Source organism: Mucilaginibacter aquariorum (assembly GCF_024498135.1).
Taxonomy (GTDB): Bacteria; Bacteroidota; Bacteroidia; order Sphingobacteriales; family Sphingobacteriaceae; genus Mucilaginibacter; species Mucilaginibacter aquariorum.
In genome coordinates, this window is record NZ_JANHOH010000002.1 from 310,498 (window position 1) to 332,924 (window position 22,427).

Here is a 22,427-nt window from a genome sequence, read left to right on the forward strand (position 1 = left end):
CGATCTGCTAAGATTTCAGCCGACGGACCTTATAAAAATATACTGCCAGGAGCAGCATCGACCCGGAAGCGGTAACCAGCCAGGGTGAGCCGATAAGCAGCGTCATGGTAGTGAATTGCGGATAAAAATAAGCGAAGCAGATCAGCGGCAATATGAAACCGTTAGCGAGCAGAAAGCGGCGAAGCCATAGATTTCTACTGCCTTTTCTTGGCATTCCTAAACCGGCAAAGAAAGTAGATATCCCCATGCAGATGTATCCCAGGGCATCCAGGGTCCAGAAGAACGAGTGCGGCTTAACCGTAAGGACGGTTTCCTGCCGGTTAACCAACGATGTCGGAATAACCGTGGCCAACTGCACGCTATACATTAAGATCACATATCCTGCATACAGGACAGCAAACAATACCGCCGCATGGGGCCAGAACCGGCGCTCGACCGGTGACAGTTCATGAAATGCCAGTATCGCCAGCAAAAATGCGGGGGCGATCGCCAGCGAGCAACCGTAAATAAGGCGGTCATCCAGCGGGTAATGCAACACCCCTAACACCTGTAAGATCTGCACCGCACCATATGCTACGATGGCAACGAATGCGACCAATGCGCAATAGAATCCGAAAATAGTAATATGCTGTTTCATAGTTAAAAGGTCCGGCTAAAATTTGAGCTCCGAAATGATCACTGTCATGCGCCTAGATGCTATCAGGCATCATACCGGGGATGATGAGGGTGTCTTACTCCGGTCTCAACGCCTTATTTATATCAGCCGATGCGACTACCTAACAGCTTAGTGATCAGCGTCACTCATTACTGTGCAGGCAATCATTCCCGATCAGCTCACTTTGTCGAATATTTGATTATAAGGTGATGGACAACTTAACGGCTCCTGTTCCTCAAACAATTACGACATGAAAAGAATCAGTGCAGTTTTTGACGGATTGAAATTCTCCGCCAGCACCCTGGGTTATGCGATCGCTCTGGCTAAGCGTAGCGGGGCGCTATTGTCAGGCGTCTTCCTGGAATCTTTTCTTTATCACAGCTATGAACTGCAGGACGCCATTGGCCGGCACGGCTTATCAGCGGTCAAAATGAAACACCAGCTTGAAAAAGATCAAATGGCCAGGTTAAATTCGATCCGGGATTTTGAACAGGCTTGCTTAGCAGCGCAGATCCAGTTCAATGTTCATCGCGATAAAGGCCTGAGCATCCTGGAAGTGCTGAAGGAAAGCATTTACAGTGACCTGCTGCTGGTGAGCGCTGAAGAGACTTTCAGTCATGGCCCCGATAAAATGCCTGGGCAATTCCTGCGCGAACTTCTTGAAGAAACGCAATGCCCGGTATTGGTTGTCCCCAAAGAACAGCGAACGATCGAGCAGGTCATCCTGCTGTTTGATGGTAAACCGGCGTCAGTACAAGCTATTAAGCTGTTCAATTATGTCATGCCCTGGCTTCATGGCAAAGCCGTTGAGGTTGTGACGGTTTCAGCTACGAGTGACGCCGTCCCGACCGATTACCGGCTGATCAAAGAATTTATCAGCTGCCATTACCCGGCCGCAAGCTATACGCTCTTGACCGGCGATCCTGAAAAGGAATTAAGCGACTACCTCAACAGCCTCAATAAAAATTGCCTGGTCGTTTTAGGTGCTTACCAGCGCGGAAAGGTCTCCCGCTGGTTTCACCCCAGCCTGGCGGATAACCTGTTGCAGCGGACCGATCTCCCCTTATTCATTGCTCATTTGTAATAAAATATCATGGAAAAGATACTTGTAACCACTGACCAGTCAGCTAATTCAAAAGCGGCTATCAGATTCGCTATTGCGCTGGCAAAGCAACGCAAGGCCCAGCTCACTGTCCTGCATGTCTATCATCTTCTGAAGCCATTTAAATGGACCGAGCAGCAATTTGCGGCTTACACCGAAGAGTTTTGCCAGAAAACGACGAGTGAACTGACGGCATTTGTCGCCAAAATTTATCATGAGCTCAAGGAACCGGATATGGATTATCAGCTGGTGCTCGTGTCCAATATGGATGTTGTGGAAGGCATCATTACTTATGCCAGCCAGCAGGGTTACGCCTACATCTGTATCAGTACCCGGGGGGCCGGAGCCGTACGGAAACTATTCGGCACCCACACCGCCAAACTGATCAGCAGTTCCCCGGTGCCGGTGATCAGCGTACCCCGCGGCTATCGCTTAACACCCGTAAAGGAGGTGCTTTACGCCGCAGATATGACCGATTATGAAGTTGAATTAAAAAAAGTTGCGGATTTCGCCAGGCCGCTTCATGCGACCGTCTCCATGGTGCATATTTCCTACCCGTATGAATTGCTGTGGGATAAGGCGGTCGCCGAAGACACCCTGCGGAAGAAGGCCAATTACGACATCAACCTGCTCACGCCTCCGAGAGACTTGGTGAACGCCTTAATGGAAGACCTTGAGCTCATCATTAAAAAACGAAAGCCATCACTACTCGTGCTGTTTACGCATCAAACGAGATCGCTTTTTGATAAGTTGTTCCTCCCTTCCAATGCGGAAACTTATTCATTTCACGGCAAGATCCCGATGCTGACGTACAAAAAGGAACATCAATAGATCCATCATCTAAAACAGCTTCTGATGAACTATCCGCTGATACGACCGTTCGCCATGCAGGCATCCGTGGTGACCTCCCAGCTTCGGACCGATATGGAGAACGGACTGACCGAAGCGGAGTCCATCCGACGCAGAGACCAATATGGCTTAAATACCTACCATGTCCAGCAGCAAAAAAACGTTTGGCGGATACTGCTGGCCCAGTTTAGCGGTCCTATCGTCTATCTGCTGATCTTTGGGGCCGGCGTATCGTTCTACTTCAGGGATATGCTCGAAGGCATATCGATCCTTGTTGTGATCATCATCAACGCGCTGATCGGCTTCCTGATGGAGATCCAGGCACGCAGCTCCATGAAAGCTTTGCAAAAGATGGATATCGTTACCGCCCGGGTAATTCGCGCAGGTAGGTTACAAAAGGTTCCGGCGGAACAACTGGTACCGGGCGATCTGGTGGTCTGTGAAGCAGGGGATATCATTCCCGCAGACGGCCGTCTGATCACGGTCAATCACTTTCAATGCGACGAGTCATCACTCACCGGTGAATCGATACCTTGCACCAAATCGGTGGACGCATTGCCGGAACAAACGTTTATTGGTGACCAGGAAAATATGGTGTTCAAAGGTACTGCGGTAGTAAGCGGCAATGCCAAAATGATTGTGACAGGCATTGCGGACCAGACGTATTTAGGCACGATCACTTCACTGGTTGCGACGGCAACGGCTATGGTCACGCCACTGGATAAGAAACTGAATCAATTAAGCCGAACGCTGATCTGGATCACACTGACGATGACCGCAATCTTTGCGTTGACAGCAGTACTGCAAGGCAAAGCACTATTAACGATCATCGAAACCTCCATCGCCCTGGCGGTAGCCGCTATACCTGAAGGTTTACCGATCGTCGCCACCGTGGCTTTGTCTTACGGGATGTTGCTCATGGCGCGGCGGAATGCCATCGTAAAACACTTGTCTGCGGTAGAAACGCTCGGCAGCACGGGGGTGATCCTGACGGATAAGACCGGCACATTAACCGAAAACAAGATCACGCTGGACACTTTATTGTTCCCGAATGAAACTGTGAAGGTCGTGATCACCGGCCATCAACTCGAATTTCCAGAAGAAAAATTACAGAAAGACCATGAAAATTTCCGGCTGCTTTTATTAACCGGTGTCTTATGCAATAACGCTGAAGCAAGCGCCGGTGACCCGATAGAGGTCTGCCTGCAGGAAACCGCTAAAGCCGCAAACGTGGATATGGAACTGCAGCACAGATTGTATCCACGCGTCGACGAGATACCCTTCAGCTCAGATATTATGATGATGGGCACTTTGCATCAGACCACTTCAGGCTATTTCGTAGCAACTAAAGGTTCAGTTGAGCAATTACTTGAAAAATGTAACTGGTTGCAAAACGGAAATGATATCGTTCCCCTAACTGTTCCGCTCAAGCAACAAATATTGACCAGATCAGAAAAAATGTCGGCGAGTGGTTTACGCGTCCTGGCCTTTGCTTACAAAGCGGCAAAGCAGATCGCGACCACTAACTACTTGCAGGATCTGGTATACATCGGCATGGCAGGCTTTCTCGACCCGCCAAGAAATGATATCAGGGGAGCGATCATCGACTGCAGAAATGCAGGTATCAAGGTGGTCATGATCACCGGGGACCATCCTCAAACCGCCCTGAATATTGCCCGGAAAGTGGGCCTGATCGAAGACCACCAAAGCCAGGTGTTGACAGGACAGGAACTTCCCGGTACAAATGACCTGACGCCGGCCTGGCGCGAACGCATCCTGAGGACAGCGGTGTTTGCCCGGACGACGGCCCAGCAAAAGTTGCAGATCGCCGACGTGTTTCAGCAGGCCGGGATGATCATTGCCATGACCGGCGATGGCGTCAATGATGCACCGGCTTTAAAAAAGGCGGATGTAGGGATCGCTATGGGTGTAGGCGGAACACAGGTCGCCAAAGAAACGGCCGGTATCGTTCTCAAAGATGACTCGTTTTCGTCGATCGCTCAAGCTGTGGCGCATGGCCGCGAGATCTTCCAGAACATTCAAAAGTTCGTGGTCTATCTGGTCTCCTGTAATCTGAGTGAGATCTTTATGGTAACCATTATGGGTATAATTATGCCCGGCGCAACTTTGCTGCCGCTGCAGATCCTCTTCCTGAACATGGTGACTGACATCTTTCCAGCGCTGGCACTTGGTTTAGGTACCGGGGACAGGACGGTGATGCAAAAACCGCCCCGAGATCCCCAAAGGGGCATTATCGCCGGTCGGAAATGGTTCCTCATCGCCTTATACGCAGGCTCGATCACGCTGGCGGTGATCTGCTCCGTGCTTTACGGCAGGGACGTATTGCACGTGAACGATCGTGCGTGCAATAACCTGGCCTTTATTACGCTCACCTTTGCCCAATTATTCCATGTATTCAATATGGCATCATACGGCTCAGACCTGGTCTTCAATGAGATCACCCGCAATAAATGGGTCTGGCTGGCCGTCTTGTTCTGCGGCGGGCTCATGCTGGCGGTGTTTTCCGTCCCGGGTTTGCGCCTGGTTCTTGGATTGTCGGTTCTGCCTTTGCGATCGTGGTTCATTGCCATCCTGACCAGTCTCTTACCGCTGGCCAGTTTTCAGTTGTACCGTCTTATTCATAAATACATGGGCCGTAGCCTTTAGTCTTAATGCGTTAATGCGTTCCTTCGGCCGGGTCATCGCCCAGCAACACCGCCCATTGCCGATAATGATCACTGCGGTCGAAAATGAGCTTGAGGATAGCCAACACAGGCATAGCCAGGAACATGCCGGAAAGCCCGGCCATCGCTCCGCCGGCAATAATCCCAACGATGGAAACAAGGGGGTTGATCTTGACCTGAGAACCGACAATACGCGGCATCAGGATATTATTGTCCAGGAACTGCACGACGGTGATCGCACCCAGCACGATCAGCACGTCGGCCAACTGGTCGGATGAGGCTAACGTAAGCAATGCACCAAGTATATTGCCGATGAGCGCGCCCAAATAAGGGATAAGGTTCAAAAAGGCAAAAATGATCCCGATCAACAAAGCATTCTGAATCCCGAATACCCACAACAAGCCGCCAAGCAGGATAATGATATAAGTGATCTGGATCAACAGTCCGATCAAATAATTTTTGACCATCCGCTCAGCCTCCCGAATGGTCTCCCAAACCATGGTATGCTGCGCCTCATTGAACCACATTAGCAGGAATTTGATGAACAGCTTTCGGTAAAGCATGATCAGGTAGATATAGATAGGTAGCAAGCCCAGAAAAATGATCATACCTGATACAGATCCTATAGCGGTACTTATAAGACCGTCAAGCGAATTAAACAACTTCTTACTTTGTACATCAATAAAGTGGACCTGTTCCTTTGGCGAGTAACCAAAAGAACGGCTGATCCAAATACTGAGGTCGTCCAGATGCTTGGTAACCGTATGCTGGATCTTAGGGAAATCGTCCAGCAACGCACCCACCTGATTGGAGAACAGCCAGATGATCAAGGCAACGACGATGGAGAACAGCAAAATCGGTAAAAACACCGCGACCGCTTCCGGCAATCGCCCTTTTCTAAACAAACGAAACAGGGGTAGCAACAGGAGACTAAAGAAAAACGCCATCAATAATGGCATGACGATGGTTTCAGCTGCCACGATCAACCAGCCTAAAACAAATAAACCTATCAGTTCTATAGCGCGTTTGACCGTAACAGGTAGGGCTGTTTTCATTTGCGCTGACTATTCTGATATGTCGCGATAATACCCAATTCGGTGTGCCGAATCTTACCCCCCAAATAACCGGTCCAGGCTGTAGTTATAAAGGCAAGCACACTTGCAGCCAGTACGAGCCACGACAGCGGTCGGGCGATCGAGGAGCTTATGATCGTGGCGATGATCCCGATGAGCGCGAGGCAGCCAACTACAATCAATGCGATCAGCGTTATCAGCGCCGCTTCCGCATGGTCTTCTATCAGCCGGTCAGAAAACCCTGGCAAATGTTCAACGAGTTCTTCTGCGCCTTCGCCAGTTGCGTAGGCAATACACGCCCCTACAGCAGACAGGATCAGTACATTATAGCCGGCGATCAGGGTGGCATGGCTTTTTGTCCATATCCCATGGATCAAAACCAAAGCACCCAAAGCTGTTCCGACGATGGGAAGGTGGGTGATCAATAAGTGGATGTGTGTCTGATTCATGATCTTTAATAAAGTTCGATACCCAATAGCCGAATTCAAGTAATGTTCATCAGCAGTAATGGTGATGTTCGTCACGTGCCTGAAGTGAACCAGCGTTTAAATTTGGTCATACCATCATCTCGTTTAGATCATGTCCCAGGATAATCATGGAATACAGGGCTTAAGTGGCCAGGAAGTCCTGGCGGCAAGAGCCGCGTATGGAACGAACCGGCTGTCCGGCAAAAGATCTAACCGGCTGATCGACGCCTTGATCGGAATTGCAAAAGAACCGATGGTGGTGTTACTACTGGTCACTTCCTGCATCTACTTCATCAGCGGCGAACCAGGTGACGGTGCTTTCCTGGCCGCGGCGATCTTACTGGTTGCCGGCATTTCATTATATCAGGACACGCGGAGCCATAATGCCCTTGAAAAATTAAAAGACTATTCTCAACCCCGCTGTAAAGTGATCCGTGACAGCGCGGTTCAGGCGATCAAAAGCGAAGATATGGTCGTTGGCGACAGCCTGATGGTCGAAGAAGGGACGATGATCACGGCCGACGGCGTTATCGCACATGCGAATGATTTCTCCGTCAATGAAAGTGTACTTACCGGCGAATCACTGCCCGTCTACAAGGACGGTACATCTCCCGACAATCATATATTTCACGGCACGACCGTCGCCAGCGGTTTAGCTATTGCGACCGTCACTGCTGTTGGTAACCAAACACGCCTGGGCCGGATCGGTAAAAGTCTGGAGTCGATCACCGAGGAAAAAACACCGCTGGAACTCCAGATCAACAATTTTGTGAGAAAGATGGTGATCGCGGGCCTGATCGTCTTCATCGGCGTATGGGCCATGAACTACTACCGCTCACCCCGCCTGCTGGACAGCTTGATCAAAGCCCTTACGCTGGCTATGAGTGTGTTGCCGGAAGAGATCCCGGTGGCTTTTACCACCTTTATGGCGCTGGGTGCCTGGCGGATGATGAAAATGGGTATCGTGGTCAAACAAATGAAAACGGTGGAAACGCTCGGCAGTGCATCGATCATTTGTATCGACAAGACAGGCACGATCACGGAGAATAAGATGAGCCTCGCCAAAGTTTATTTACTGGAGCACGACCAGACCGTTGATCTCACCAGCAAAACTACCGACGCTGCTGTTCTGGAACTGCTTAGATTAGCGATGTGGGCCAGTGAGCCGATACCTTTCGATCCGATGGAAGCGGCGTTGCACGAGGCCTATACCCATACGCATCTTCGGGATGAACGGTCTGATTATCATATGATCCATGAATATCCCCTGAACGGTCAACCACCAATGATGACCCATTTGTTCGAGAATAAGGCCGGAAAGCGCCTTATTGCTTCAAAGGGCGCGCCGGAGGCATACCTTAAAATATGCCGGCTTACGGAGGCAGAGACCACTCATATGACCGCTGCGGTAAACGCCATGTCCGCCGAAGGTTACCGGGTGCTGGCTGTGGCTGAATCGACTTTCAATGGGAACGATTTTCCCGCCAGACAGCAGGACTTCGACTTCCGCTTGAAAGGCCTCGTCGCCTTTTATGATCCGCCGAAGGATAACATAAAAAAGGTGCTGAAAGGTTTTTACCAGGCAGGGGTCGAGGTAAAGATCATTACCGGAGATAATGCGGCAACCACGATGGCCATTGCCAGACAGATCAACTTTGAAGGGGTCGAGCGATCGACCGGAGGAGAGGCACTGATGGAGTTATCCGACCAGGAGTTGGCGGCGGAAGTGAAAGCCGTGAATATATTTACCCGGATGTTTCCTGAAGCAAAGTTAAAAATCATCAATGCGCTGAAAGCGCAAAAGGAGATCGTTGCGATGACCGGTGATGGGGTGAACGACGGCCCGGCCTTAAAAGCCGCCCATATCGGGATCGCGATGGGTAAAAAAGGTACGGAGATCGCCAAGGAGGCAGCCTCACTTATCCTGCTGGAGGACGATCTTTCGAAAATGGTGACGGCGGTCGCTATGGGCCGGCGGATCTATGCCAACCTCAAGAAGGCGATACAATACATTATATCTATCCACATCCCCATCATACTAACCGTGTTCTTCCCGTTGGCCTTAGGCTGGGTATATCCCAACATTTTTTCGCCGGTGCATATCATCTTTCTGGAACTCATTATGGGGCCGACCTGCTCGATCATTTATGAAAATGAACCCATGGAAAAAAACACCATGCATCAGTCACCGCGACCATTCAGCACAACCTTTTTTAACTGGCAGGAATTAATGATCAGTGTAGTACAAGGACTGGCCATCACCACCGGAACGCTGCTTACTTACCGATATGCCGTGACTATCGGCGCCAACGAACAGGTTACCCGGACCATGGTGTTTGTTTGCCTGATCACAGCAAATATCTGGCTTACGCTGGTTAATCGCTCCTTTCATTATTCTTTATTCACTACGGTCCGGTACAAAAATAACCTGGTATTATTGATCATCGGCATAACGATCTTTATGGCGATCGCCCTGATTTACTTACAGCCACTGACCGAATTTTTCGAACTAGCACCGCTTTCCATAGCACAACTGATGGCCGGCCTGGCTATCGGCTTCGTTTCTGTTATCTGGTTCGAGGCGTTCAAATGGTGGAAACGGCGCGTTAGTTAAAGCAATCCCAATGTTCAGCGCCCACCGGGACGAAATTTGTTAAAGCAGACAGTAGCGATTTAAAGATTGCGATCGTCGGCACGAACCCGGTGCGACCCCGCATTCCTGAGCGATTATGACAGGAGCGTTACAACTAATGTGTTTATTTTGTTAACTGAAAAAAGCTTCCTATCACAGGATGCTGGACGAAAGCGTATTGCCATTTCGGTCGGCCGCCTTGTAAGCGCTTTGCTCATCCTAAGCTTTATCCTCATGAAAAACTACCAGTTAGCAAATCACCTTATATTGCGTTCGCCCGTAGGCGACGCAGTTAAATATCCTTTAGCGATCGAAGCGATCTTGCCCAGGTTTTCCAATACAATCTTTCCTTCAGAAAAGGATTTCCTTTTCACTCCCTAATGCAGTTCATCCCACTTTTTTCTATTTCGCCATGCCTAAAAAAGTAACGGAAAAATTGCTTTTTAACGGTTTAACTGATGCGACTAGTGAATGGTGGTTCCTTTTTCCAACCTCCGGAGCTCAATTTATTCACCTTTAACTTTCTCTTGCTGACCAGTTGAGGTTGCTTATCGCTACGCTCCAATGGCATTTTTTTATTCAATCAATGAATATTTTTAGTCGAAACGGGTAAAAAGCGCAGCTAAAATCAAGCCCGGATCTGTCGTGGGTTTGCAAAAGATTTCCGGCATAAACGGCTGCCTCCCCAGAGGGTCCCCTCCAATTATTCCGAGAATTACCGGAAGGGCAAGGAAGTACAGATACCGGACGGCACCCGCTTCAGCTATTCAGCTACAGATAAGCATGGCATTCGCTCCAATAAACTGGCACTGGTTGCATCCATCCTGATGGACGGCGGTTTAACTTATATGATATACAAAGGGCTTAATAGCTTATTCAATAAGAAACGTGACCAGGCGGCGGCCACGAAATTAAGCCCCGGATATTATCAGGCTATTAAGGATATTGAAAATCAGCATGGATTTAAGCCGCACGAGTTTGAACGGTTCCAATCCCGAAAAGGAAGGTGAACAACCTTTTAACAAAGCTTGGCATTCCTTTGGAGATCCAGGCTTTTTTTGGTGCGACCGACGAACTTTCCTTTAGCTATGGCGATCAGTATGAACGTTATGGCCCCGGATATCACATCGTGCCCTCCACCCAAAATCTTTGGGTTGCCGGGCTGCCTAATGCAACACATCTTATCATTACGTATTCAGTTATGGAAGCGATGGCGTTTATTACCCTAAACCGCCACCGTTTTCCACGGCTGGATCAGATAGTATTTATTGCTATCGGCAACAGGCTTTATGTTGAACAGTTGGATTGGATCAGGCAAAATTATCCTGGACGGAAAATCAGTTTAATATTCGATAACGATATCGTGGGCCATATTACCTCGGTCAAAGTGGCCGGAGGCATCAGGAATATCGCCGTTCATGTATTTCTTTCGGGGGCGCAGATTCGTATTGCTACCAACAAAAAGCAGGTAACAATGGATGCCGGAATTTTCAGCCTTTATGCGTTTGAAGAAGCCTTTGCGCTGCGCCCCCGTTTCCGGTCGCCCAAGCCCCGGCAGGCATTTACTTTTTTGGATCAGTTGCGAAACAGCGCTATCAAATAGGACATTTTGCCATCATTAAATGACCCGCATGGGTAAAACCTAATAGTCTAAATATATGGCTAATTGGTGTCACAACTGCGTTCGTCTTACCGGCGAACCGGAAAACATTGCTGCCGTTAATGCATTTTTTAAAGCTATCGAACATCAACAAGAACAGGGCAATTATGAGCTTCCCGATTTTATTACTGCCAAAAATAAGGGCATGTTTGAGATTTGGTTCAGAGATGAGCATATCCACTTCAGGTCCGCCTGGAGCCCCCCGATCAATGCACTCATTGAGATTGCGGATCATTTCGAAACGGGCTTTATTAATAAATATGAAGAGCCCGGAATGTTCGTCTACGGAAAAGCATATTACCACGAAGGTGAATTAGACGGCGTTTCCCTGACAAGGGCCGATGCCGAACAGATCGGTTATGATGAAGAGCGGGAGGTGTTTCTTTTTGAAGGAAAGGAATTTGATAACGATGAAGTTATTATTTATAGCCTCTATGCAAAAAAGATAACTGATTTTGAGGCCTCCCATCCCGTGATGGCTGGGAAGATCACCCCATCGCCAACTGCAAATGATGAACCCCTCCCTGGACAGGAACAAGTTAGAAAAGCCGGTCTAAAACGATAGGAAATTTTTAATAACAATTGAACACCTAAAAACAACAAACCATGATACCAAACGATGATATTATATTGAGGCCGGCTATGCTTTTCGCACTTTTAAAAGCATTCCCGCTTATTCTCTTAGCACTGACTTTTCTGCTGCTCGCCTGGTACCTCTCGCCTTATTTTATTTTGTTTAGCCTCACCGTTTGCGGCGTGGCCTGGTACCGGCTACTATACATCCGTAGTTTTAAGTATTTGATCAGCATGGAGTATATCCTGATCACAAAAGGCATATTTTTTAAACGCATTGACCAGGTGGAGATGTTTCGGGTGAAGGATTTCATTATTACTCAACCCTTCATGTTGCAAGTATGCAGGCTAATGTACCTCACCTTGAAAAGTACGGATGAAGAAAACAAGGTTATCCGCTTTGAGGGTATTCCGGAATCCGGGATACTTGATACCATTCGTGACAGGGTTTTGAGTGCCCGTAAAAACAACAATATTTACGAATTAAATTAAGTAAGTCCTTGGAAATTACTAATTTAATTAGTAATTTTAATTAATAAATGATTGTCATGAAAGCCATTATACGTAACATATTATTAGCCTGTGTCATTACCATGTTCGCCTTTTTTGGGGCTGTTGCGAGGAAGCATAAGAAGGCTGAAATGACTGAGGCTCAAAGGACGGAGGCAAGAAAGGAAACATTAACCTGTTTAGCAGTTGCCTTCATAGCCTGCGGTGCCTGTGCCTGGAGGTGTAACGTTCTATATAAAAGGTTAAATGAAGAACGGGAGTACCAGCGAAGGTTTAATGATTATAGTCGTAATACTGCGTATAGAAGACATTATTGAAAAATAATTAATAATTTACAGCATCTTAAATACCGGCGATCCGCCGGCTAATTGTGATAAGGTTTAGGTTGAAAGTCCCCGGCAGCGAGTGTTTGGGGACTTTTATTGTATACCTGTTTCACCCATACCCGGCTTCTCTTAGCCTCATCATTCAATTTTATGAGCCCTTCAAATCAGCCCACTTTCAAGTCAACCGGGACGATAACCGAAAAAGAACTGATTGAACTTTATGGCCCGATGCTTCGCGCGGAACTTGTTCTGAAATTTGCTGAACACAAAAATTTCGATGCCGCCAGGGAAAGTTTCAAAACATGGAACGAACACGATATTATCCAGACGGATAATATGCTTATTAATAATGATAGGCTTTTAGCACGATCAAACGAAAGTTGGGAGGCATACATTGCTAATAGGTTCCTGAAAGTCCTGATCAATGAATACGATCAGGACAGGCAGGAGAAAATAAGGATTCGAATGGAAGATCCGGTTCAGCAACAAAAGGCCGAAGAATTATTAAAGATTCGTCAATCCGGCAAGCTGCCACATATCGATCTTGCCGGCACCGACTTTACGGTTGACTGGCGATTGAGGCAAATGCGGGAAACTGAACTGCCCTGGAAAAATATCAGCTTTGATGATTTTGAAATGGACGACTACGGTGATAGTTATCTGTGTTTTTTTAATACTCAAACACATGAACTTTATATGCCACCGGACGACTTAATGGAATTACCGGAAAATGTGGTTGTGCTTGAAATACCAAATGAACTCAAGCTTGATCCTGTCGCTGTCGCGAGGGAATATGGCTCGGACCTGCCAGAATTGTTAAGAGAATACCCCATCACGGAAAATTTGGAGGCCAAGGTTATTCCTTTAACTGAAACAGGTTTACCCGCGATCATTGAAAATAATATTCGTCTGCAGCAACAGGCTGCTTCAACAGAACGCCCCAAGCGGGGGCGATAGGGGGCCACGCGCCCCACTGACTTTCCGGAAATAGGTACCCAACCCATTGATAGTGTCCGGGAACTCTCAACTCCTAATATTTTTATTATGCCAACCGACCCACAAAATCAGCTGGTAACTGTGGCAGACTTGGAAGAGTTTAAAAAGACCATCCTGGACTCGATCAGTCAGATCGTTAAACAAGCTGCCGGACCTAAAAAATGGCTGAAAACATCGGAAGTCCGGAAGATGATTGGAATATCGGCCGGTAAACTTCATGTGATCCGTGAATCCGGCTTATTAGCATTTACACGCATTGGAGGTAATATCTATTATGACCCCAATGACCTGTATAAACTTTTTGAAGAAAATAAGGTAACAAAGCATGAAAAATAAAACCAATGGCTTTGGAACATCAGTTCCTCCTTTAAAAGATCATGTTCTGATCTACTTTTTGCAGAAAGGTGCGAAGGAGGAAGATGCCCTAAACTTTTACGGCCACTTTCACAAAAGAAAATGGAGAAATAACCGGCATGCGCAGCTATGTAATTGGAAAATAGCAGCCTGGAACTGGATACTTAACATTGAGATAGAAGAAAGTAACAGCATTAAAATACTGTCTTGATAAATTTTTCAGTACCATTAATTAAGTCGTTTATCTCTTCAGCTGTGGGCATTTCCTTTTTATTACGGCAGCTTAATTCCCAAAGTTCCCCAAGATATTGTATGAATCGCCACGTCTCGAACGCATATACCTCATGCTTTTTTAACAACTCGTTATAATCTTTGATCAGCATGTTCTTCTTGCTTACCTTAATGTGATGAACATGGCAAAGTTCGTTGAAATGCTTTTCTAAGATAACACCACATAAGGCACCTGCTGATCGGATAAACTGGCCTTTTGCCAATTGTCTAGCCACCTGCAGTTCCTGGTCCAATAGTTCTGCCTGTAATACTTGCCTGATCTCAAAAAGTGAATTGTCAAGCCGGTCAAAGACCGCATTTAGGATATTAACCTGTTGCTGAAACACGGCTATAGCGTCAGGCGGACTTGCTACGATTTTTTTATCAAAGCCTGTTGTAATGATCACTTTTTTCAGGTAATCTTCAATGACATAATTGTCGGACCGAATTTCCTTTCGTCCCTTTGGCTGCTCATAAAGGTTAATAAAATCCTGGAGCCGACCAGGTAGGAATTGTCTGATCACGGCCTGAGCTGCCGAGTACCATATCTGGTATTCCTGCGCGAATACAGGTAGGGTTTTTAGAAAAGCCTGATAATCTTTTTTTAATACCTGGGTAAAATGGCTTTCCATATTTTCAGGAAATTGCTCTACCTGCATGGCATTGAAGAGGTTAACTCCCTGGTTTGATAGTCTCTTTAATTCGGCTCTGATCTGGTCCTGTGCTGTGGTCATAGGGGTCAAAAATAACCGCTTCCAACGGCCTGCAAAAACTTTTTTGCAACTTGTCGGATTTCCTTTATGCTGAAAATATCAATGTATAAGGTCGTATTCCTTAACAAGTGAGGCAGCTGGTAATCGTAGTAATTCGCTGAATTTACGGATCATTGTTAAGGATAAAGGCTGCTTATAATTCAGTACCTTGCTCACGGTCCCTTTATCGCCGTAAACAGCAGCCAGGTCCGATGCTTTATAGCCAAAATCCTCCATGCGGATCTTGATCATTTCCACCGGATCGACCTCGGGAAGGTCCCAGTTCTTTTCTTCATAATTGGCAATCAGATGCACCAACAGGAGCTTCTCCTGATGGTCTTCTCCTGCTGTTGCATATTTGATTGCTTCATACCTGGCAACAGCCTCATTATACTGTTGTTCGGTTTCCAGTAAAAACCAATGCTTTTTGGTCATATCTTAGTAAATTAACCCTAAATGGTACTCGCATCAATCTCATCATAATCTGAATGTGTGCCGATATATCGAATTTCTACGATCTCATCTGCATAATCCAGTTCGATAATCAAACGGTATTTATTTCCGTTGATCTTAAAGCGGGCCCGTTTCGCGGGTATAAGTTTTGCTTTCGGAAAGTCGGCCGTAATATCGGTTCCTTTTTTCCATTTAGCTTGCTCTACTACCTTTTTCCAGGTAGTGATGCTGTTAGCGGCGTCTGCGTGTTTCTTCGCGAAATCCTGTAATTTCTTTTGATAGATGATGATCATCGTTTCTTTGTTTTTTGTTATCCATCGGCGATCTCCTTAATTTCATACTTTTTTACATTTTTACGTCGCTCAACCGGGACCTTCCCGGAATGATAGATCAAAGATAATATAAAGTTGGCAAATTACCAACTTTATATTGGGGTTTATTCCCATTTTATTTTCAGCAGGCAATTTTTCTTAATTGGCCATCATCAGTAAACACAATTCCTTTTACCCGCTCCAGGGTCTTACTGATCTTATTGTTTCTTACTTTCGCATAACGCTGGGTTGTCCTGGTCGTTTTATGTCCCAGCATTTTGCTAACTTCCTCCAACGAAAATTCCATTATATTTAACATGATATCGGCAAATGTATGCCTTGCCAGGTGGGTGTTAAGCTCCCGGTTGATACCACAGATCACGGCAAGTTCTTTCAAATAGGCATTGTATCGGGCATTGCTGTTAACCGGGATAAGTAAGCCCCTTATCAGCCTGCATTCATGATATCGGTATTTTTCAATTAAGTCCTCTACAATTGGCAAAATAGGGACTGTCTCGCTTACGCCCGTTTTTCCCCTGTCCTTAACCAGCCATTTTTCCCCTTTGATGCCGACCTTTATGATATTTTCAGTAGTTAACCCGTAAACATCCTGAAATGCATATCCGGTAAAACACTGGAAAATAAAAGCATCACGCACCTCTATCAGGCGCTCTATGGCGATTTTCTTATTCCATATAGTCTCGACCTCAAAATATTCAAGAGGCGGTATATCTGTTTCATCACCACCACATTTAAACTTGATAATCGGATTTCTTTCTATCCATTTACTTGTTTCCGCGAATGTCATGATCTCCTTCAAATTTTTTACCTGCTTTTTGCCTGCGGCTTCGCCCAGTACTTTTTTCCTTTCAACTGTCAGGTAATTATAGAACTGAACAGCAAACGAAAACTCCATAGAATGGAGATCAAAGTCTTTCAACTTAAAGTGATTAATTAAAAATTCCTCAATCTTTTTCCTGGTAGCATTCCATTGCTTTAAAGTTTCCGGTGACCGTAATTTTTTATCGACCATCTTTTTGAAATTGGCAATGTGAAGATCCGTAACCTGCAATAGGGAAGGCATGACCTTAAGCTCAGGTTTCGGTGTTCCTTTAATTTGTTTAGGAGGCAATCCCTGGTAAAGGTTCTTTACCATTAATGGGGTAATATGTTCGTACTCGTTTTGAAGCGTCTGAAAATCTCTTGTAAGATCAACCGTGATTTCGCTGATTTTTAAGTTTACCTTTTTCTCATGGCTGCCGCCTTTTGCCTTTTTGTTTTCAACATCCCAATTATTGGAGTGTACTTTCATGCCGATGGCAATTTCTTCGGGTTCTTCTCCCTCAATACTGATTCTGCAAATAACAGGGGCATGTCCTTTGCCGTCTGCTTTGGATTTACGATGCCAGAATAGCAGTGTTAATTTTTGATGATTTCTCATTTTAATGAACTTTGGTGAACAATCTGTTTGCGGAACCCCGAAACTTAAATTGTCGCACTAAACCATTGTCAAGCAGGTTGTTATCCCTTGCACTGGTGCCCAAATTTACACTAACTGGTGCCCAAGTAAAATAGGGCACCAGTTAGAATGAAATGATTTGATTTGAAATGATCTGATTATTTTTTGGCTGATATGGCCAGATCTGCATTTAAAATGCATTTTAAACAGAAAAGGCGCATTTTCATGCGCCTTTTAGCTTTAAACGTCGACCTGTTGGGTGGTCTTTGTGATCCCGCTGGGATTCGAACCCAGGACCCCAACATTAAAAGTGTTATGCTCTACCAGCTGAGCTACGGAATCAACTTTTAACTTTCGTGGTTTCGATTACCGTTTCCGTTTAAAGTGGTGCAAATATAGGATTAATTGATATACGTTGCAAACCTATTTTCAATAAAATGTAAACTTTATAATAAGTGCTTCAAACACACAATTTTAAAATTTAAATGAACCTAATTTTCCTCTATCCCCTGCCAATAAAATAAGGTTTCCATGTTTTGCTTTACGGCAAACGTTATAACTTGCGGTATCAATTTTGTGCCAGGTTTTACCACCATCTGTAGTTATATTACTTCCAGAGGTGCCTGTTGAAAGAAATATATCCCCTCTGATATATTCAACACATGATTGATAACCGGCTGGACCGGTTACTGGAATATTCTTTGTAAACTTAGCTTTAGCCTTAGGAAGTATATAAGCTACCGAGTCGCTTTGTTTATCCTTTGCATAATTTCCGCCAGCAATAATTGTTTGGTTATTGCCATATGCAACAGAAAACGCACCCCGACTTGCTACACCGTTTGTAAGTGGTAATTTTTTTGCAGTCCATACAGCATTTTGAATAGGAGAGGATAGTATCCGGCTGTTACTTCCGCCGGTTACTATGGTAATCAGCTTGTCGGTTCGTAAACAGGTTCCACTGGCTGCAAAAGCAGCCTCATCTTTTAATGCTACAGGTGAATTAATCACAGGGTTCCAGGTTTCGCCACTATCAATAGTTTCTAAAAGAAGAAATTTATTATTGATGGGGTCGCCTAGAACAAAACCATGCTGCTTTGTTGAGAAATCCATCGCATCTAAAAAATAGGCCGTATCAGCTTTTTGATACTTAATAGCCCAATTTGCTCCACCATCAATAGTCTTTAAGATAAGGGCAGGAGTTCCGGAACTTATAATTACGGCCTCTTTATCAGAAAATGCCTCAATATCTCTAAAGTCAGATTTTTCGAATCCTCTAACTTGATGCCATGACCAATTGATTCCACCATCAGTGGATATACCAATTGTTCCTTTGCTTCCACTTACCCAGGCTGTTTTATCATCAACGACAGATAGACCACGGATACTTACTGGTTTGCCCTGTTGTAATGATGTTATAGTTTGGGCTTTTAAACTAATAAACAAGAACGAAAATATTACAGCAGCAATGTAATTTTTATTTTTGGGCATATTGTTAAGTTTTACCGAAGTTACCCTTTACCCTTAATTTTACAAAATGTGCATTTATTAAGTATTTATTTAACCAGATTAACTAAAAAAATTATATTTGCAGCCTTGTAATGCCCGGATGGCGAAATTGGTAAACGTTGCGGTCTCAGAAGCCGTTGAGAATTGTCTCTTGAGAGTTCGAGTCTCTCTTCGGGCACATCCATTAAATTTAGAGTCTTAAGTTCTAAGTCATACGTCGAATAGATAAGACAAGACTTAACTTAAGACTTTGTATTTATTAAAGCCCGGGTGGCGAAATTGGTAGACGCACCATCTTGAGGGGGTGGCATTCGTAAGGATGTACGAGTTCGAATCTCGTTCCGGGCACAAAATATATTATAAATTCAATTACTGATAACCTTGAATTTATGCTGATAATACCACTCTACAATACAAACGGTATCACTCCATGTCAATTTTTCATCTGCAGCCAATTTTGTAATTAGTATAGATAAATTGTGTAGAAAAGCATTTTTGATATCCCCATTCAGGTTTTGTAATGCTTTTATAGCACAATTAGTAATCTCATAGGGATCGGTTAATTTGCTGCATTCATCCGTCAGCTTTAAATTGGCAAGAATGATAGGTATGCCTTTACGTAATACCTGTTTAATTTTATCGTCAATTTCTCCGGGAATTATCGCGGTCAATATATCGGCAATTGGCGAGTCGACAAAGGTTTTTATATTCTCTGTAATTGTAACTCCAATATGTACCGCTGTTTTTAGCTTTGCCGGAAAGCTATTAAATAATGATTTAATGGTATTCCATATTTGTGTTAAGAAGGATTTTAAGTTCATAAGTGTTATTTAGTGTTTGTTAGTTTAATTTCTTCCATTTCACGCTGTAATACAGTTACTTGTCCTTCAAGTATTTTGAGGCGAATTTCATTTATACGGGTTTGTGCCTCTTGCACTACCATTGCTAAACTCAAATATGCGATCTGTTTTGTTATAGCTTTTAACCAAGCGTTTCAGGATATTCGATTCGCTGTGTATAGCCTGTGCATCGCGCAGGGCGCCCGATTTTAGGTTGGGGATATCCTGCCCTACAACGGTGATGATCTGCTTTTCGTTTTCTGCTGCCAGGCAAAACAATACCTGTTCAATAGCGTAAGTTTTACCAGAGCTTGTGCCGCCCTGGTTTATAATAATATGGCTGGTAGCTTCGTAATTATGTTTGAATAGGGTGGTGGTTTTCATTAGATCAAATAGTGATTACTGGTTTTGTAGCGTATTAAAGAAGTGCTAAGATCATAGCTGTTTATTTTATAAATTATCTTATTTTAGTGCAATTAAAAAGCACTTTACTGATGAACCTTATTCCTAATATTAAGCAAAATGCTTCTTTGCTAATTATCCCTGCTTTGTTTGCGATATTTTTGTTTTCGTGTAAAAAAGATGGCAAGGTTGCTGTTAATAATAATACACTCATCATTGGCAAATGGTATATTAAAAACAAAGCAGTAAAACGGGTTTTAAATGGTGTTACCATAGAGGATAAAGTTTATACTGATTTTAATAATGCCAATTACCAGTTCAAAATGGATAACACGGTGACAGTGCTAACAGAAACAGGGAATGTTTTTACAATTCCGTACACATTGGTTGGTGATTCGTTAACTTACATCCATACAGAAAGTCAGGATTACTATGGTGCAAAAGAACGTTTTAGAATAAAAAAAGTGACAAACACGGATATGGAACTTAGTTACTTACCTAAAGACAACGAACCATATCTTACACCACCAGAAGGGACATATATAGAAATGATCCTATCTAAATAATATCTTTAACATATTAATTAAGCGTCACATCTTTTTCGCTCGAAACCAATTTAGGGCCCGAGTTAACAATTTCTATTTTTATTGTTTTAGGTATTTCCTTTAAGAAAGAATCATCAGATTTCTCAGTCCAGCCCAGGTTCTTCAAAAAAAATATAGCCCCGGTTGCCGACTGATAATGAAGCCTTTTTTCGTACTCAGCCTCTACCTTCAATCTGGCCTTTTTAATAATATGAGCGAATTTGCCATCGCGCTCGTAGGTTTCCAGTTCAGCTATGCTGATAAAACCCAGAGCTAATGCCAACCCGGATAGGGTAGCAGGTTCGGGTTCACGGTCCCAAACCTTATGATCAATAAAGTCGGTTTTGTCTTTAGCACCCTTTGCCGGTACTTTTTCTATATGATATTCTCCCTGTATAAAGCTAAAATATTTTGCAATACGCGCTCTATAAGCTTTGATTGTTTTTAGATGTTGTTTCATGAAGAATGAGTTTAATGAATTGAATGCCGATTGGCATAATTGTATACAAATATAAAACAAATTCTTTACAAATACAAATAATAAAGAAAAATCTTTATATCGTTTAATGAGAGAATGAGTAATTCATGTTTATATGATCTGCATTTTACAAAAAGCATATCTTTACCATGCTGTTTTGCAGCATTAAACCTGTAACCATTATAATGAGATTAGCATTACTGCTGATAGCTATGCTTCTTTTTTCTTTTGCGCTGCACGCGCAGGATAAAAGTACAATTCCGCTTACGAGGCATCGTATGAACGATACCCTGGTTGTTGCCCAGCAAGACACCTCAGCACAAAAGGATCTGTATGATTTGATCCGTTCAGTTTTTAATAAAAAGGGGACCGTGGCTAATAAAGCAACTACAGTAATAGGAACGAGGCCTGTATTTTCTGTGTTGCCTGCTGTGGGCTATACGCTGCAAACTAAATTAGCGGTAACCCTTTCGGGGAATGTGGCTTTCCGGGTATCTGGCAATTCGCGTATATCTACCATATCATCAAACGCGGCGTATACGCAAAACAAACAAATTATCATCCCATTACAATCCAACATTTGGACAACAGGCGACAGGTTCAACTTTATTGGCGATTTTAAATATTACAAGTATCCGCAAAGTACATTTGGTTTGGGCACTAATTCAAAGTCAGTAAATGAGAACCCGATGGATTACACCTTGTTTCGCTTTCACGAAACCTTGTTGACCCGTATTGTGGGGAACCTGTATGCAGGTGCAGGGTTCATCTTCGATAAACATTTTAATATATCAGAAAAAGGTAATCCGGATGGCAGTATATCCGACTATGCGTTATATGGGGCTGAGACGAGCACCACATCATCGGGTATAACACTTAATGCTTTGATGGATATGCGTAATAACTCCATTAACCCAACCAGGGGTTTTTATGCTTCAGTACAATACCGGGATAATAAAACATTTTTAGGGAGTACATCTGCCTGGAGCTCATTAATTATCGATGTGCGGAAGTATTACAGGCTGCCGGCATCATCCAATAACGTTATTGCCTTTTGGAGCTATAATTGGCTTGTACTTAACGGTAAGCCTCCTTATCTGGATCTGCCCGCCAACACCTGGGATCAGTACAATGGTACCGGCAGGGGGTATATACAAGGCAGGTTTAGGGGGGCTCAAATGGTTTACCTGGAAAGCGAGTACCGATACAAAATAACGAAAAATGGTTTATTAGGCGGCGTGGCTTTTCTAAACGCCGAGTCTTTTTCGGCCGCGCCCGGTTCTGCTTTGCAAGCCATACAGCCAGGTTATGGCGCTGGTTTGCGTATCAAATTAAACAAAGTATCAAAAACTAATATAGCCATTGATTATGGTTTTGGTAACCATGGCTCAAAAGGAGTATTTGTAACAGTTGGCGAGATATTTTAAACCAGCTTAAACTGCTTGACAATCAATATTATATGCAGAAGTAAAATGTTATTATTTCAATAAAT

The 22,427-nt window shown here is 44.4% G+C and carries 23 protein-coding genes and 3 tRNA genes; 14 read left to right on the top strand and 12 right to left on the bottom strand.

Going from position 1 to position 22,427, the window contains the following annotated elements; all coding sequences use genetic code 11:
* Positions 1–7: 7 nt before the first annotated feature.
* The gene (locus NPE20_RS12325) at positions 8–637 is read right to left on the bottom strand and encodes a hypothetical protein (protein ID WP_256538962.1); all 630 of its coding nucleotides are present in this window, start codon (positions 635–637) and stop codon (positions 8–10) included.
* Between the two features lie 268 nt (positions 638–905).
* Here NPE20_RS12325 and NPE20_RS12330 point away from each other — a divergent pair, with 268 nt between their 5' ends.
* The 3 genes from NPE20_RS12330 to NPE20_RS12340 are packed head-to-tail and all read left to right on the top strand — an operon-like array spanning position 906 to position 5,273.
* The gene (locus tag NPE20_RS12330) at positions 906–1,739 is read left to right on the top strand and encodes a universal stress protein (protein WP_256538963.1); all 834 of its coding nucleotides are present in this window, start codon (positions 906–908) and stop codon (positions 1,737–1,739) included.
* Positions 1,740–1,748: 9 nt separating this feature from the next.
* A complete protein-coding gene (locus NPE20_RS12335; protein ID WP_256538964.1) occupies positions 1,749–2,588 on the top strand; it encodes a universal stress protein in 840 nt (279 codons plus the stop codon).
* Between the two features lie 24 nt (positions 2,589–2,612).
* Entirely contained in the window at positions 2,613–5,273 is a 2,661-nt protein-coding gene (locus tag NPE20_RS12340; protein WP_256538965.1) for a cation-translocating P-type ATPase, read from the top strand.
* Between the two features lie 10 nt (positions 5,274–5,283).
* Here NPE20_RS12340 and NPE20_RS12345 read toward each other — a convergent pair whose 3' ends face one another.
* Both NPE20_RS12345 and NPE20_RS12350 read right to left on the bottom strand, forming a co-directional pair.
* Positions 5,284–6,345 (bottom strand): AI-2E family transporter, encoded by a 1,062-nt coding sequence (locus NPE20_RS12345; protein WP_256538966.1) that lies wholly within the window; start codon positions 6,343–6,345, stop codon positions 5,284–5,286.
* Positions 6,342–6,887: a DUF2231 domain-containing protein gene (locus NPE20_RS12350; RefSeq protein WP_256538967.1), complete on the bottom strand. Its 546-nt coding sequence runs from the start codon at positions 6,885–6,887 to the stop codon at positions 6,342–6,344. Before NPE20_RS12350 ends, NPE20_RS12345 begins: the two co-directional genes overlap by 4 nt.
* A gap of 55 nt (positions 6,888–6,942) precedes the next feature.
* Here NPE20_RS12350 and NPE20_RS12355 point away from each other — a divergent pair, with 55 nt between their 5' ends.
* The 7 genes from NPE20_RS12355 to NPE20_RS12385 all read left to right on the top strand — a co-directional run bounded on the left by NPE20_RS12355 (position 6,943) and on the right by NPE20_RS12385 (position 14,092).
* Positions 6,943–9,444 (top strand): cation-translocating P-type ATPase, encoded by a 2,502-nt coding sequence (locus NPE20_RS12355; RefSeq protein WP_256538968.1) that lies wholly within the window; start codon positions 6,943–6,945, stop codon positions 9,442–9,444.
* Between the two features lie 1,024 nt (positions 9,445–10,468).
* Positions 10,469–11,065 (top strand): hypothetical protein, encoded by a 597-nt coding sequence (locus NPE20_RS12360; protein WP_256538969.1) that lies wholly within the window; start codon positions 10,469–10,471, stop codon positions 11,063–11,065.
* A gap of 55 nt (positions 11,066–11,120) precedes the next feature.
* A complete protein-coding gene (locus NPE20_RS12365) occupies positions 11,121–11,687 on the top strand; it encodes a DUF1281 family ferredoxin-like fold protein (RefSeq protein ID WP_256538970.1) in 567 nt (188 codons plus the stop codon).
* Positions 11,688–11,728: 41 nt separating this feature from the next.
* Positions 11,729–12,187, top strand: a complete 459-nt coding sequence (locus NPE20_RS12370; RefSeq protein ID WP_256538971.1) for a PH domain-containing protein — start codon at positions 11,729–11,731, stop codon at positions 12,185–12,187.
* 494 nt (positions 12,188–12,681) lie between these two features.
* On the top strand, positions 12,682–13,488 hold the full coding sequence (locus tag NPE20_RS12375) for a hypothetical protein (protein ID WP_256538972.1): 807 nt from the start codon (positions 12,682–12,684) through the stop codon (positions 13,486–13,488).
* Positions 13,489–13,575: 87 nt separating this feature from the next.
* Positions 13,576–13,863, top strand: coding sequence for a helix-turn-helix domain-containing protein (locus tag NPE20_RS12380; protein ID WP_256538973.1), 288 nt, complete (start codon positions 13,576–13,578; stop codon positions 13,861–13,863).
* Positions 13,853–14,092 (top strand): hypothetical protein, encoded by a 240-nt coding sequence (locus NPE20_RS12385; protein ID WP_256538974.1) that lies wholly within the window; start codon positions 13,853–13,855, stop codon positions 14,090–14,092. Before NPE20_RS12380 ends, NPE20_RS12385 begins: the two co-directional genes overlap by 11 nt.
* On the opposite strand, the gene NPE20_RS12390 is transcribed toward NPE20_RS12385, so the two are convergent.
* The 6 genes from NPE20_RS12390 to NPE20_RS12415 form a co-directional block, all read right to left on the bottom strand.
* On the bottom strand, positions 14,076–14,885 hold the full coding sequence (locus tag NPE20_RS12390; RefSeq protein WP_256538975.1) for a hypothetical protein: 810 nt from the start codon (positions 14,883–14,885) through the stop codon (positions 14,076–14,078). The two genes, NPE20_RS12385 and NPE20_RS12390, sit on opposite strands and share 17 nt — an antisense overlap.
* 78 nt (positions 14,886–14,963) lie before the next feature.
* Positions 14,964–15,338 carry a helix-turn-helix domain-containing protein gene (locus NPE20_RS12395; RefSeq protein WP_256538976.1) on the bottom strand — a complete coding sequence of 125 codons (375 nt, stop codon included), beginning with the start codon at positions 15,336–15,338 and terminating at the stop codon, positions 14,964–14,966.
* A 17-nt stretch (positions 15,339–15,355) separates the two neighbouring features.
* The gene (locus NPE20_RS12400) at positions 15,356–15,649 is read right to left on the bottom strand and encodes a type II toxin-antitoxin system HigB family toxin (RefSeq protein WP_256538977.1); all 294 of its coding nucleotides are present in this window, start codon (positions 15,647–15,649) and stop codon (positions 15,356–15,358) included.
* Between the two features lie 160 nt (positions 15,650–15,809).
* Positions 15,810–17,108 carry a site-specific integrase gene (locus tag NPE20_RS12405; protein ID WP_256538978.1) on the bottom strand — a complete coding sequence of 433 codons (1,299 nt, stop codon included), beginning with the start codon at positions 17,106–17,108 and terminating at the stop codon, positions 15,810–15,812.
* A gap of 287 nt (positions 17,109–17,395) precedes the next feature.
* Positions 17,396–17,468 (bottom strand) — tRNA-Lys (locus tag NPE20_RS12410).
* 132 nt (positions 17,469–17,600) lie between these two features.
* Entirely contained in the window at positions 17,601–18,614 is a 1,014-nt protein-coding gene (locus tag NPE20_RS12415; RefSeq protein WP_256538979.1) for a WD40/YVTN/BNR-like repeat-containing protein, read from the bottom strand.
* 112 nt (positions 18,615–18,726) lie between these two features.
* Here NPE20_RS12415 and NPE20_RS12420 point away from each other — a divergent pair.
* Positions 18,727–18,810, top strand: a tRNA-Leu gene (locus tag NPE20_RS12420).
* Between the two features lie 86 nt (positions 18,811–18,896).
* A tRNA-Leu gene (locus tag NPE20_RS12425) sits at positions 18,897–18,980 on the top strand.
* Positions 18,981–18,997: 17 nt separating this feature from the next.
* Here the strand turns inward: NPE20_RS12425 and NPE20_RS12430 are convergent.
* Both NPE20_RS12430 and NPE20_RS12435 read right to left on the bottom strand, forming a co-directional pair.
* Positions 18,998–19,453, bottom strand: a complete 456-nt coding sequence (locus tag NPE20_RS12430) for a hypothetical protein (protein ID WP_256538980.1) — start codon at positions 19,451–19,453, stop codon at positions 18,998–19,000.
* An 87-nt stretch (positions 19,454–19,540) separates the two neighbouring features.
* The gene (locus NPE20_RS12435) at positions 19,541–19,855 is read right to left on the bottom strand and encodes a hypothetical protein (protein ID WP_256538981.1); all 315 of its coding nucleotides are present in this window, start codon (positions 19,853–19,855) and stop codon (positions 19,541–19,543) included.
* A 110-nt stretch (positions 19,856–19,965) separates the two neighbouring features.
* On the opposite strand from NPE20_RS12435, the gene NPE20_RS12440 reads away from it, so the two are divergent.
* The gene (locus NPE20_RS12440; RefSeq protein ID WP_256538982.1) at positions 19,966–20,439 is read left to right on the top strand and encodes a hypothetical protein; all 474 of its coding nucleotides are present in this window, start codon (positions 19,966–19,968) and stop codon (positions 20,437–20,439) included.
* A 13-nt stretch (positions 20,440–20,452) separates the two neighbouring features.
* On the opposite strand, the gene NPE20_RS12445 is transcribed toward NPE20_RS12440, so the two are convergent.
* A complete protein-coding gene (locus tag NPE20_RS12445; RefSeq protein WP_256538983.1) occupies positions 20,453–20,917 on the bottom strand; it encodes a DNA-packaging protein in 465 nt (154 codons plus the stop codon).
* A 203-nt stretch (positions 20,918–21,120) separates the two neighbouring features.
* Between NPE20_RS12445 and NPE20_RS12450 the strand changes: the two genes are divergently transcribed.
* Positions 21,121–22,362 (top strand): BamA/TamA family outer membrane protein, encoded by a 1,242-nt coding sequence (locus NPE20_RS12450; protein WP_256538984.1) that lies wholly within the window; start codon positions 21,121–21,123, stop codon positions 22,360–22,362.
* Positions 22,363–22,427 lie beyond the last annotated feature (65 nt).

Bases quoted from the DNA above. Each gene is read 5' to 3' on its own strand.
- NPE20_RS12400 (WP_256538977.1), bottom strand. From the start codon at position 15,649: ATGATCATCATCTATCAAAAGAAATTACAGGATTTCGCGAAGAAACAC.
- NPE20_RS12440 (WP_256538982.1), top strand. From the start codon at position 19,966: ATGAACCTTATTCCTAATATTAAGCAAAATGCTTCTTTGCTAATTATC.
- NPE20_RS12435 (WP_256538981.1), bottom strand. From the start codon at position 19,855: ATGAAAACCACCACCCTATTCAAACATAATTACGAAGCTACCAGCCAT.
- NPE20_RS12415 (WP_256538979.1), bottom strand. From the start codon at position 18,614: ATGCCCAAAAATAAAAATTACATTGCTGCTGTAATATTTTCGTTCTTG.
- NPE20_RS12365 (WP_256538970.1), top strand. From the start codon at position 11,121: ATGGCTAATTGGTGTCACAACTGCGTTCGTCTTACCGGCGAACCGGAA.
- NPE20_RS12405 (WP_256538978.1), bottom strand. From the start codon at position 17,108: ATGAGAAATCATCAAAAATTAACACTGCTATTCTGGCATCGTAAATCC.
- NPE20_RS12370 (WP_256538971.1), top strand. From the start codon at position 11,729: ATGATACCAAACGATGATATTATATTGAGGCCGGCTATGCTTTTCGCA.
- NPE20_RS12385 (WP_256538974.1), top strand. From the start codon at position 13,853: ATGAAAAATAAAACCAATGGCTTTGGAACATCAGTTCCTCCTTTAAAA.
- NPE20_RS12325 (WP_256538962.1), bottom strand. From the start codon at position 637: ATGAAACAGCATATTACTATTTTCGGATTCTATTGCGCATTGGTCGCA.
- NPE20_RS12390 (WP_256538975.1), bottom strand. From the start codon at position 14,885: ATGACCACAGCACAGGACCAGATCAGAGCCGAATTAAAGAGACTATCA.
- NPE20_RS12430 (WP_256538980.1), bottom strand. From the start codon at position 19,453: ATGAACTTAAAATCCTTCTTAACACAAATATGGAATACCATTAAATCA.
- NPE20_RS12345 (WP_256538966.1), bottom strand. From the start codon at position 6,345: ATGAAAACAGCCCTACCTGTTACGGTCAAACGCGCTATAGAACTGATA.
- NPE20_RS12395 (WP_256538976.1), bottom strand. From the start codon at position 15,338: ATGACCAAAAAGCATTGGTTTTTACTGGAAACCGAACAACAGTATAAT.
- NPE20_RS12380 (WP_256538973.1), top strand. From the start codon at position 13,576: ATGCCAACCGACCCACAAAATCAGCTGGTAACTGTGGCAGACTTGGAA.
- NPE20_RS12355 (WP_256538968.1), top strand. From the start codon at position 6,943: ATGTCCCAGGATAATCATGGAATACAGGGCTTAAGTGGCCAGGAAGTC.
- NPE20_RS12450 (WP_256538984.1), top strand. From the start codon at position 21,121: ATGAGATTAGCATTACTGCTGATAGCTATGCTTCTTTTTTCTTTTGCG.
- NPE20_RS12335 (WP_256538964.1), top strand. From the start codon at position 1,749: ATGGAAAAGATACTTGTAACCACTGACCAGTCAGCTAATTCAAAAGCG.
- NPE20_RS12330 (WP_256538963.1), top strand. From the start codon at position 906: ATGAAAAGAATCAGTGCAGTTTTTGACGGATTGAAATTCTCCGCCAGC.
- NPE20_RS12340 (WP_256538965.1), top strand. From the start codon at position 2,613: ATGAACTATCCGCTGATACGACCGTTCGCCATGCAGGCATCCGTGGTG.
- NPE20_RS12445 (WP_256538983.1), bottom strand. From the start codon at position 20,917: ATGAAACAACATCTAAAAACAATCAAAGCTTATAGAGCGCGTATTGCA.
- NPE20_RS12375 (WP_256538972.1), top strand. From the start codon at position 12,682: ATGAGCCCTTCAAATCAGCCCACTTTCAAGTCAACCGGGACGATAACC.